We start from the raw sequence: 11878 nt of genomic DNA on the forward strand, positions 1-11878 counted from the left end.
AGATATATGAGTAAGAAAATTAGAAAGCCGATAAAAAAAGAGAAAGATTTCTCTAGTAAGATAGTAAAAATTTTATCGCAAAGTGCTAATAAAGCATTCAATTACAAACAAATAGCAGCAAAATTAGAACTTGATGATACAAAAAGCAGAAACCAGATTATAAAAGATTTAAAAATTCTGGCTGCTTCCAAAAAAATAATAGAAACTGAACCAGGTAAGTATTTAGTCAAAGCAGAAAGTCAGGATTACTACGAAGGAACGATAGATATGACGAGCAGAAAAACGGCATATTTTATTTGTGAGGACTTTGCAGAAGATGTTTTTATCCCGACCAATAATTTAAATCGTGCATTAGATAAAGACAAAGTAAAGGTTTATGTTTATAACCGAAGAAAAGGTAAAAGACCTGAAGGTGAGGTTATTGAAGTTATAGAAAGAGATAAAACAGAATTTGTTGGAGTTATTGATATTCAGGCCAATTTTGCTTTTGTTTCGACTGCAAATCCTAAAATGTATACTGATATTTTTATCCCAAAGGATAAAATAGGAGAGGCAGAAAATGGTGATGTTGTTTTAGTAAAGATTGAAGACTGGCCAAAGAGAGCCGATAGTCCGTTTGGATCTGTAATTCGTGTTTTAGGAAAACCTGGAGAACATAATACAGAGATTCATGCTATTTTGGCTGAATATGGTTTACCAGCTGATTTTCCGGTAGAAGTTGAAGTTTATGCACAAAAATTAGATACTTCGATTCAGGCATCTGAAATTGCAAAACGTCGTGATATGCGTGATACACTTACGTTTACGATAGATCCAAAAGATGCCAAAGATTTTGATGATGCCTTGTCTTTCAAAAAGTTGTCTAACGGAAATTATGAAATCGGAATTCATATTGCCGATGTTTCTTACTATCTTGAAGAAGGAACAATTCTGGATGACGAAGCCTATCAAAGAGCAACTTCTGTTTATTTGGTAGATAGAGTAGTGCCAATGCTTCCGGAAGTTTTGTCTAATTTTGCATGTTCACTGCGTCCAAATGAGGAGAAATATACATTCTCTGCTGTTTTTGAAGTTTCAGAAGATGCCAAAGTTATTAACCAATGGTTTGGAAGAACTGTAATTTATTCTGATCAGCGATTTGCTTACGAAGAAGCGCAGTATATTATTGAAACAAAAGATCATACGATTCCGGTTGACATTTCAATTACCGGAAGTTCGTATTTAGTTTCAGATGAAATTGTTCAGGCAACTTTAAAATTAGATGAATTAGCAAAGATTTTAAGAAAGAAAAGAATGCAGAATGGTGCTATTTCTTTTGATAAAGTTGAAGTTAAATTCAATTTAGATGAAGAAGGAGAACCAGAAGGAGTTTACTTCAAAATTTCAAAAGATGCCAATCATCTAATTGAAGAATTTATGCTTTTAGCCAATAGAAAAGTGGCTGAATACATTGGAAAACAAAAGAAAACATTTGTTTACAGGATTCACGATGAACCAAATGAAGACAAATTAATTGCGATGCAAACCGTAATTGCTAAATTTGGTTACAAGATAGATTTTAGAAATAAAGGTGATATTTCTAAATCATTAAACGCTTTAATGGAAGAAGTGAATGGTAAGAAAGAACAAAATCTTATTGATACTCTTGCGATTAGAAGTATGAGTAAAGCCAAATATTCGACTGATAATATTGGTCATTATGGTTTAGCCTTTGATTATTATAGTCATTTTACATCTCCAATTCGTCGTTACCCCGACGTTATGGTACATAGATTATTGCAATATTATTTAGATAATGGCGCTTCTGTAGATGAAGAGACTTATGAAACCAAGTGTTTACATTGTTCAAATATGGAAAGCTTAGCTACAAATGCTGAACGTGACAGTATCAAATACATGCAGGTTAAATACATGCAGGATCATCAGGATGAAGAATTCCTTGGCGTTATTTCCGGTGTTACAGAATGGGGAATTTATGTTGAAATCGTTTCTAATAAGTGCGAGGGAATGGTAAGAATCAGAGAGATAAAAGATGATTATTATACTTTCGATGAAAAGCAATATGCTTTGGTTGGAGCTACTTCAAACAGCATTTTGCAATTAGGAGACGAAATTTATGTTAAAGTAAAAAATGCTGATTTAGTTAAAAAACAACTTGATTTTCATTTTTTACGTAGAGCAGAATAAGTGTTAATTATTAAAAATAAAAGTATGAAAAAGTTAATTATTGGAGCGGCAATTTTATTAGCACAAATGTCTTTTGGTCAGGTTACCAAAGATTTAGGTGATTTTGATACTGTTAAAGTATTTGATAAATTAAGCGTAAAGTTAGTTGCATCATCTGAAAACAAAATTGTTATAAAAGGTACCAGAGAAGCCGAAGTTGAAGCCGTAAACAAGAATGGTATATTAAAATTAAGAATGCCTTTTCCAAAGCTTTTATCAGGAAATGATCTTGATATAACTTTATATTATAAACATTTAGAATTAATTGATGTTAATGAAGGAGCAACTGTAACAAGTGCAGAAGCTGTTAAAGCTACTTCATTCAAAGTAAGTGCTCAGGAGGGTGGAATAATAGATGTTAATTTAGATGTTGATAAGTTAAAAGTAAGCTCAGTATCAGGAGGTTCTATTACTTTAAGCGGTAAAGCCGAAAATCAGGTAGCAAGTTTAGGAGCCGGTGGTTATTTGTTAGCAAGTAAATTAAACACGTCTCAGACTACTGTTAGCGTTTCTGCGGGCGGAAAAGCAGATGTGAATGCATCAACCCTTGTCGATGCAAAAGTAAGCGCAGGAGGCTCTATTTACATTTATGGAAAACCTAAGCAAATTAATCAGAAAACAGTTTTTGGAGGTAAAATAGAAGAAGTAAAATAACAAATCGTATTTAATGATAAATGATATTCTGGCTGGATTGCCATGGGGACTTGTTCTTAGCTTTATGGTAGGTCCGGTATTTTTTGTTTTATTAGAAACCAGTATTACAAAGGGTTTCAGATCTGCAATTGTATTTGATTTTGGTGTAGTATTAGGCGATATATTTTTTATTGCTATTGCTTATTTAGGAAGTTACAGACTAATTTCGAGTTTAAAAGACAAACCTGCACTGTTTATTTTTGGAGGTATAATTATGTTATCTTACGGTATTATTTCTTTTGTAAAATTAAAAAAAGAAGAAAAAATTAACGACGAAGAAATTGATCGTGATATCTTAAAAAGAAACTACGGAAGTTTGTTTGTAAAAGGTTTTTTACTGAACGTTATCAACATTGGAGTGCTTGGTTTCTGGCTTGCTGTTATTATTTCTGTTGGACCAAAATTGCAAATGCAGACACCCAGAATGATGACATTTTTTACTGCAGTAATAATTACTTATTTATTGGTTGACTGCGTTAAAATTGTACTGGCTAAACAATTAAAAACAAAAATGACACCAACTAATATTCTTAAAATTAAAAAAGGGATTAGTGTTGTTTTAATGGTTTTTGGATTCGTATTAATGATTCAGGGCTGGTTTCCAAAAGAAAAAGAAATGGTTAAAAATGCTTTTGAAAAGATTGAAAAGTAGTTGTTAATAACTCAAAAATATAAAATTAAACCTCTGAATTTCAGAGGTTTTTTTATGTTTATAAGTGTTGGTTTAGGATTTTGACAAAGTTTTAAACTTTGACAAAGTTGACGCCAGTTTGCTATTTCGACGAAGGATAAATCTTCGAAAAAGCAAACCCGACAGGTTTTTAAAACCTGTCGGGTTTATGCGTAAACTTTAATAATTAAAAATAGGTATAAAAAAACCTTCAAAGTAATTTGAAGGTTTTGGTGTATTGTTTGGATTAGAATTAATTTTTTCTAAAAATTAAGCACAAAAAAAAGAGACACATTTCTGTATCTCTTTTTGAGGCATCGTCCGGATTCGAACCGGAGTAGGAGCTTTTGCAGAGCCCAGCCTAGCCGCTCGGCCACGACGCCATTACTTGAACGGATGGCAAAAGTAACTAAAATCTTTAAAATTCAAAAGTTTCGAATGAACTATTTTAAAAAAATACAATTTTAATTGTGGTAATTACTTTCTAATTTCCGTCATTTTTATAGTAACTGACTCAACATCACCACCAATAGGAGGATTTATTTTAGAAACCCAAACTGTTGTTTTTTCTACCGTTTCTATCTCTGCAAGAACGCGAATATTGATTCTTTTGGCTACATGTTCTAATAAATGAGAACGAATTGCCATTTCTTCAGTAATAATTTTGTTCAAATGAACATAATCAACAGTATCTAAAAGGTGATCTGTTTGTGCTGATTTCTGTAAATTAGCTTTGATTTTTAGATCTACAGTATAATCAGATCCTATTTTTCCTTCTTCAATTAAACATCCGTGGTATGAAAAAGTACGGACATTTTTTAGTTTTATAACTCCCATTTCTAAATTTAGTTTCAAGTTTTAAGTTTCAAGTTTAGAGTAAGTTTCCAAAGAAAACCATAAACCATAAACTATAAACTATAAACTTTTTTATCTTTGCTAAAATTACTATAAAATAATGGCATCAGAAGAGAAATCACTCAATTTTATTGAACAAATCATAGAGGAAGATTTAAAATCAGGTCTTTCACAAAATAAACTTCATTTTCGTTTTCCACCAGAACCAAATGGTTATTTACATATTGGTCATGCGAGTTCTATTGCATTAAATTTTGGTTTAGGAATTGATTATCAATCACCTGTAAATTTGCGTTTTGATGATACAAACCCTGAAAAAGAAGAACAGGAATTTGTTGATGCTATTAAAAAAGACGTGGAGTGGTTGGGTTATACCTGGGCAGAAGAACGTTATGCTTCAGATTATTTTCAGCAATTATATGATTGGGCAGTTTTATTAATTAAAAAAGATAAAGCGTATGTTGATAGTCAGTCTTCTGAAGATATGGCGATTCAAAAAGGAACTCCATCTACAACTGGAACCGATAGTCCATACAGAAATCGTTCTGTAGAAGAAAATTTAGAGTTGTTCGAAAGAATGAAAAATGGTGAATTTGAGGCTGGTACACATATTCTTCGTGCAAAAATTGACATGAAATCAACAAATATGTTGATGCGTGATCCAATCATGTACAGGATTTTACACAAACATCATCATAGAACTGGAGATGCCTGGAAAATTTATCCAATGTACGATTGGGCACATGGTCAAAGTGATTATTTAGAAGCTATTTCGCACTCATTTTGTACACTTGAATTCTTGCCTCACCGTGAATTATACGATTGGTTTTTAGATCAGATTTTAGATGAAAATAAACTGCGTCCTAAGCAAAGAGAATTTGCAAGACGTAACTTATCACATACTGTTGTTAGTAAAAGAAAATTACAGCAACTAGTTAAAGAAAAGCATGTTAATGGTTGGGATGATCCCAGAATGTCAACTATTTCGGGATTGAGAAGACGTGGTTATACAGCAGCTTCATTACGTAATTTTGCTAATACAATTGGTATCGCAAAACGTGATAATTTAATAAATGTATCGGTTTTAGAATTTTGTATTCGTGAAGATTTAAACAAAATTGCACCTCGTGTAATGGCAGTTTTAGATCCTGTAAAAGTAGTAATTACAAATTATCCGGAAGGAAAAGAGGAGTGGCTTGAAGCGGAGAATAATCAGGAAGATGAGAATGCAGGATTTAGAAAAGTACCTTTTTCCCGTGAATTATACATAGAAAGAGAAGACTTTTTAGAAGAAGCTCCGGCTAAATATTTCCGTTTGACTTTAGGAAAAGAAGTGCGTCTTAAGAATGCTTATATTATTAAAGGAGAATCAGTTATAAAAGATTCTGAGGGAAATATTACAGAAATTCATGTTACTTATGATACTGATTCTTTAAGCGGAAGCGGGACAGAAGCAAGTCAAAGAAAAGTCTCGGGAACATTACATTGGGTTTCTATCAAACATGCATTGGAAGCCGAAGTTCGTTTATACGATCGTCTGTTTACAGATGAAGCTCCGGACAGTTATAAAGAGAAAAACTTCTTAGATTTTGTAAACCCAAATTCATTAGAAATTGTAACCGGGTTTGTTGAACCAAGTTTATCAACAGCTCAAAATGAAGACAAATTTCAGTTTCAACGTTTAGGTTATTTTACTGTTGATAAAGACTCAAGTACTTCAAAATTAGTATTTAACAAAACTGTTGGATTAAAGGATGCCTGGGAAGAAAAAGGTAAAAAGGAAGAAAACAGTATCAATAATTCTTTAAAAGATATTAATAAATATTTTAAAGTTGAGACTAAACCAGAACGCCTTGCAATAGAAAATGCAATAGGGGAGAACATTGCAACTATTTCCAGTTTCTCTTTATTACAGAATTCATTAAAGAAAAATATCAATAATAATAAGGCCTCATTACTGTTTTCTCAGTTTATTTTGAAATATTCAAATTGGAAATCTTCAGATTTTGAAGATGAGGATATTAAAAAATTATATACAATGTCACTTAGAAGTGAATCAACTTATGTAAGATCAAAAGCACTTTTAAATTTAAGAGATTTAGAAAATGAAAGTTTCAAAAATCAGTTTGATGATGAAATTTTAAAATTATACTCAAATCTTCCAAAAAATGCTTCAGAAAGAGAAATTGAAATTCTTTCTGAAATGGTGAAGAAGTAATATCAGTTATATTTATTAAAAGCGCTTTTTTAAGCGCTTTTTTTTATTATATAGTTTACCTATTAAGTATTTATATTTTATAGATTTTATAAATTAAAAACAGCTTTCATAAATCGATTTTAAGGTAAAAATTAATTTTATTGGATAATTTATTCGTAATTTAAAAAATGAGTAATTAAAAGGCTTTATTTTAATTTTACCCTTTTCTGACTTGATTTTTGACAGAAATTTGAAAAATTATAATGTTGAAGTCAAAATTGTCTTTTTATGAAGTTTTTTAATTATAGATTTTAATGATGATTATTTTTTATATTTTTATTTTTAATTATTATTTAGTTTATTGATTGTTATTTAATTTTATATTGTTTTTAATTATTATAATTAACCTTCATAAATTGATTTTAAGCTATTTTTTTTATTTAGTCGATAGATTATTCATTTTTTGAATTATTGTTTAATTATGGTCTTTATTTAACTTTTAGCTGTCATTTTTGTTAGTTTAACGGGTTATTAACATACAATTGTTTATAAAGTCAGTACTTTTATGACTATACCAAAAGTCAGAGATGATTTTACAAAAATTAATTTTTCCGAATAGATTCTAAGTTGAATTACACTGAAGTTTAAAAATGTAGTTTTTTGTTTTGGTGTTAGCTTCAAAATTGAATTCTTGAAAAGACAATTTTATGTTCTAATTTTTATTGTGATCTGGTTTTGATAATATTTCGCGTAAAAGGTATTTTTCAGAATTACTTCATAATTATGAGATTCCATAATGATGCTTCTTAGGTTGCTAATTTTTATAATTCGATCTGATTCAGTTTTAATTTAAATTCAATTATCATGAAAGTATTATATTTTACGCTAGCCTTATTATTTGTAAATATTGCCATTTCTCAAACACATCAAATTACAAAACACAATGGTGAACAAATTGATGTTAATTTTATAAAAAGTGAAAATGATTTAATTTATTATTCACTTAACGGAAGTTCTGAGGAACAAAAAATTAGCAAATATGCTGTTTCACAAATAACAAATAAGCAAACGAATCAGACTCAAAAAATTTCAGATAAAATAGTAGTAGATTCAGATGACGATTACAAAATGGTAACTGTTTTGCCTCAGGAAAAGACAATAGGTTTAAAACAAGTTGCTAACTTTTCTGGTGTTTCGACTAAAACAAAAGGGGAGCCGCCAATTGCAAATCAGAAGCAAACTGCAATGAGAATCAAAAGTAAATCGGCTTCAAATGGTTATCCGTTTGTTAGTATAATCGAAAAAGCAGATGGTAAATATGAAGCTGTAGCTTATGTGTATTAATTATAGTGTTAATTTTTTGTAAATAGCGATTAACCAATATTTTATAATTTAAAAAAAGAGTACCTTTATTAATCATTTAAATTTAATTATTATGTCAAAGAACTTAAATACTGCCGCTGCTATATTAGCTGCTGCTGCTGCAGGTGCAGCGATAGGAATTTTGTTTGCTCCAGATAAAGGATCAAAAACCCGTGCAAAATTGAAAGAAGGTATAGATGATGCAAAACATAATTTGCAAGATTCACTTGCAGCAGGTTCTGAAGTTCTTCGTGAAAAATTCAAAAGTGCAAAACATAATATGGATGGAACTTATGAAGAATTACTTTCTAATATGAGTTACAAAACAGAGGAAGTAATTAGTTTTTTAGAATCCAAATTGGCTGATTTAAAAGCTCAAAACGCTAAACTTCAGAAATAAGAATACAGAAGCACAAAGCTCGTTTTGATTTTGAGGTTGTATTTGGTTTATTTTATTTAATTTTAAAATGAACAAAATGCAGTTTTTTAATCATGTGTTTTGTGCTTCTTTTTTAAAATAAATTTTGAAATTATGGCTTTTGAAGAATTAAAAGAAAATACTGATAACATTCAGGATCAGGCTAAAGAGTATATAGATAGTCATTTAGCATATTATAAACTTTGGGGTTTTAAAGTTGCAATGAAATCAACAACTTTAATATTTAAGTTTACTTTGATTTTATTATGCTTTAGTATGGTTTTACTTTTTGGATCTTTTGCTGCAGCTTATGCTTTTGGTTCGTTGTTTGAAAGTACAGCTTTGGGATTTTTAGCAGTAGGAGGGATCTATTTATTTTTTACAATTTTGCTATTCTTTGTAAAAGATAAGTTTGTTGAAGGTCCAATTTTAGAGAAATTTTCAGAAATCTTTTTTAACGATTAAGGAATTATGGAAAGAAAAAAATACTCATCGTATGCAGAATTAGAAAGAGATCTGGAGATTTTGAAATTAGAAAAAGAGATCAATTATCAGAAGTTGGTTTTAAGTTTTCAAAAAACTAAAGAAAGTATTACACCACAAAAAATTGTTAATGGCTTTGTTTCATCCTATACAGATTACTTTTCAAATTCTTATGTAAAAATTATCCAGTCAGTTTTACCCTATATAATTGGTTGGTTTATGAATAAAAAAAGAGGCAATTAAGCCTCTTTTTTGTTTTATTTATGATTGTATTTCCGGTTGAGTATCATCTTCATAACCTGATTGCGGATGATTAGGTTTATGTTTTTCTACTTTTTTATTTGTTTTCTTCATCATTTCACCAACTTGATTTGAAGCAGTAAATGATGCAACCATATTATTTAGCATATCACTTCCGGCTTGTGGAGAATTTGGTAATAGTATTAAATTAGAATTGGCATCAGCACCAATTGCCTGTAATGTATCATAATGTTGAGTAACAACAATTAGGGCAGAAGCTTCCTGAGAATTAATACCAACATTGTTTAAAACTTCAACACTTTCTACAAGACCTCTTGCAATTTCACGGCGTTGATCTGCAATACCTTGACCTTGCAAACGTTTACTTTCAGCCTCAGCTTTTGCTTTGGCAACGATTCTGATTCTTGAACTTTCAGCTTCAAATTCTGCTGCAGTTTTTTCTCTATCAGCTGCGTTAATTCTGTTCATAGCATTTTTAACCTGGATATCCGGATCAATATCAGTAACCAAAGTATTGATGATATCGTATCCGTAAGTAGTCATGGCTTCGTTCAATTCTCTTTTTACTGCAATTGCGATATCGTCTTTTCTTTCAAAAACATCATCCAATTTTAGTTTAGGAACTTCGGCACGAACTACGTCAAATACATAAGCAGTAATCTGATCGTGCGGATATTCCAGTTTATAAAAGGCATCATATACTTTATCTTGAATCACCTTAAACTGAACAGAAACTTTCATTTTAATGAAAACATTGTCTTTCGTTTTGGTTTCGATGATAACATCTAATTGCTGAATTTTAAGATTTACACGTCCGGCCAATCTATCAACTAACGGAATTTTAAGCTGTAATCCTGAATTTCTAACACTTTGAAATTTCCCAAATCTTTCTATAATTACAGATGATTGTTGTTTTACTGTAAAGAAAGACGACATGAAAATAAATAATCCGAAGACTATTAGAATAATAAATGCTGTACCCATGGTAATATTAATTTAGTTTTTATGATCTGGTAAATTACGAAAATTCTTCTAAATTAAATTTTTTAAGCATTAAAAAAACGCTAAGAACATTTGTAGTTTGTTGCTTAGCGTTTCTATATATGTCAGATTTTTTGATTAAAGTGTTTCAATCGCTTTCTGAATTCTTGAAATTGTTTCTTCTTTTCCGATGATTTCAACAATGTCAAATAGGTGAGGACCTTTAAGTGCTCCAACCAAACTTAAACGGAAAGGTTGCATTACTTTACCCATTCCAATTTCATTTTTAGTCAACCAATCTTTTACGATAGTTTCAATATTTACAGATGTAAAATCTTCGATGTTTTCTAAAACAGAAATCAATTCCTGCATTAAAGTTGGAGTTTCTTCTTTCCAGTTTTTGCTTGCTTTTTCATCATATGATGTTGGTACGTGGAAAAAGAAATCAGTTAAATCCCAAATATCATTGGCAAGAACTAAACGATCTTTTATTAATGACATTATTTTTATAACAACATCTTTGTTGATTTTAATACCTTTTGATTCTAAAATTGGTTCAAAAATTTCTGCTAAAAAAGCGTCACTTTTATTTGATAAGTAATGATGATTTACTGATTTTGCTTTTTCAATATCAAATCTTGCTCCGGCTTTATGAACTCTGCTTAAATCAAAAGCTTCAACTAACTCTTGTAATGAAAAATATTCTTTTTCTGTTCCATCATTCCAGCCAATCATAGAAAGGAAATTTATTAATGCATCTGGCAAATATCCATCACCTTTAAATCCTTTTAGTTCTTTCCAGTCTAAAGGAAATACTGGAAATCCACCAATTTCGCCGTCGCGTTTAGACAATTTTCCTTTTCCATTTGGTTTTAAAATCAATGGTAAATGTGCAAATTCCGGTGCTTCCCAACCAAAAGCTCTGTATAGTAAAATGTGAAGGGGCATAGATGGCAACCATTCTTCACCACGAATTACATGAGAAGTTTCCATCAAATGATCATCGACAATATTCGCTAAATGGTAGGTTGGCATTCCGTCACTTTTAAACAAAACTTTATCATCAAGAAGATTAGTTTCAAATTTTACATCACCGCGAATGATATCTTTTAATTGTAAAGTTTCATTAACCGGAGTTTTAAAACGAATCACATAATGTTCTCCATTTGCAATTCTTTTAGTAACTTCATCAGTAGAGATTGCTAAAGACGTATCTAATTTTTCACGGTTTGTATGATTGTAAATAAAAGTTTTTCCTTGAGATTCTTGTTCATTTCTTAATGAAGTTAAGGCTTCTGGAGTATCAAAAGCATAATACGCCCAACCTGAATTGATCAATTGGTCAGCATAATTTTTATATAATTCTTTACGTTCACTTTGTCTGTACGGACCAAATTTTTCATTTTTTCCAACGGTTTCGTCAGGAGAAATTCCTAACCATTCTAAAGCTTCCATAATATAAGCTTCGGCACCTGGAACAAAACGAGTCTGATCTGTATCTTCAATTCTAAGATAAAAAACACCGTTATGTTTTTTTGCAAATAAATAATTAAATAGGGCAGTACGAACTCCGCCAATATGTAATGCTCCTGTTGGACTTGGTGCAAAACGCACACGAACTTGCTTTGACATTTGTTTATAATTTTGTTGCAAAGATACAACTTTAGATAAATCCCAATTTTTTAAAATTCCAAATTCCAACGTAACGTTTAAGTTGGAATTTGGAATTTAT

11 protein-coding genes and 1 tRNA gene are annotated in these 11878 nt (G+C 30.5%); 8 read left to right on the forward strand and 4 right to left on the reverse strand.

Annotated elements, in window-relative coordinates; genetic code table 11:
* Window positions 1-6 precede the first annotated feature (6 nt).
* Genes rnr through OLM51_RS02705 form a run of 3 tightly spaced genes read left to right on the forward strand, consistent with a single transcriptional unit; the run spans window position 7 to window position 3571 of the window.
* Window positions 7-2187 (forward strand): ribonuclease R, encoded by a 2181-nt coding sequence (gene rnr / locus OLM51_RS02695; protein ID WP_264552874.1) that lies wholly within the window; start codon window positions 7-9, stop codon window positions 2185-2187.
* A 24-nt stretch (window positions 2188-2211) separates the two neighbouring features.
* A complete protein-coding gene (locus OLM51_RS02700) occupies window positions 2212-2880 on the forward strand; it encodes a head GIN domain-containing protein (protein WP_264552875.1) in 669 nt (222 codons plus the stop codon).
* A 13-nt stretch (window positions 2881-2893) separates the two neighbouring features.
* The gene (locus tag OLM51_RS02705) at window positions 2894-3571 is read left to right on the forward strand and encodes a LysE family translocator (protein WP_264552876.1); all 678 of its coding nucleotides are present in this window, start codon (window positions 2894-2896) and stop codon (window positions 3569-3571) included.
* Between the two features lie 330 nt (window positions 3572-3901).
* On the opposite strand, the gene OLM51_RS02710 is transcribed toward OLM51_RS02705, so the two are convergent.
* A tRNA-Cys gene (locus OLM51_RS02710) sits at window positions 3902-3972 on the reverse strand.
* A gap of 94 nt (window positions 3973-4066) precedes the next feature.
* On the reverse strand, window positions 4067-4426 hold the full coding sequence (gene folB, locus OLM51_RS02715) for a dihydroneopterin aldolase (RefSeq protein ID WP_264554265.1): 360 nt from the start codon (window positions 4424-4426) through the stop codon (window positions 4067-4069).
* Between the two features lie 118 nt (window positions 4427-4544).
* On the opposite strand from folB, the gene OLM51_RS02720 reads away from it, so the two are divergent.
* The 5 genes from OLM51_RS02720 to OLM51_RS02740 all read left to right on the forward strand — a co-directional run bounded on the left by OLM51_RS02720 (window position 4545) and on the right by OLM51_RS02740 (window position 9147).
* Window positions 4545-6662, forward strand: a complete 2118-nt coding sequence (locus OLM51_RS02720; protein WP_264552877.1) for a glutamine--tRNA ligase/YqeY domain fusion protein — start codon at window positions 4545-4547, stop codon at window positions 6660-6662.
* An 843-nt stretch (window positions 6663-7505) separates the two neighbouring features.
* Window positions 7506-7985 (forward strand): hypothetical protein, encoded by a 480-nt coding sequence (locus OLM51_RS02725; protein ID WP_264552878.1) that lies wholly within the window; start codon window positions 7506-7508, stop codon window positions 7983-7985.
* A 91-nt stretch (window positions 7986-8076) separates the two neighbouring features.
* Complete coding sequence (locus OLM51_RS02730; protein ID WP_264552879.1) at window positions 8077-8403, forward strand: YtxH domain-containing protein; 327 nt, start codon at window positions 8077-8079, stop codon at window positions 8401-8403.
* Window positions 8404-8535: 132 nt separating this feature from the next.
* A complete protein-coding gene (locus OLM51_RS02735; RefSeq protein WP_264552880.1) occupies window positions 8536-8886 on the forward strand; it encodes a competence protein in 351 nt (116 codons plus the stop codon).
* Window positions 8887-8892: 6 nt separating this feature from the next.
* Entirely contained in the window at window positions 8893-9147 is a 255-nt protein-coding gene (locus OLM51_RS02740; protein WP_264552881.1) for a DUF6327 family protein, read from the forward strand.
* Between the two features lie 18 nt (window positions 9148-9165).
* Here the strand turns inward: OLM51_RS02740 and OLM51_RS02745 are convergent, their stop codons facing one another.
* Together OLM51_RS02745 and gltX are read right to left on the reverse strand one after the other, a co-directional pair.
* Entirely contained in the window at window positions 9166-10149 is a 984-nt protein-coding gene (locus OLM51_RS02745; protein WP_264552882.1) for an SPFH domain-containing protein, read from the reverse strand.
* 135 nt (window positions 10150-10284) lie between these two features.
* Window positions 10285-11778 (reverse strand): glutamate--tRNA ligase, encoded by a 1494-nt coding sequence (gltX, locus tag OLM51_RS02750; protein ID WP_264552883.1) that lies wholly within the window; start codon window positions 11776-11778, stop codon window positions 10285-10287.
* Window positions 11779-11878 lie beyond the last annotated feature (100 nt).

The sequence above is a fragment of the Flavobacterium sp. N2038 genome, assembly GCF_025947185.1.
Taxonomy (GTDB): Bacteria; Bacteroidota; Bacteroidia; order Flavobacteriales; family Flavobacteriaceae; genus Flavobacterium.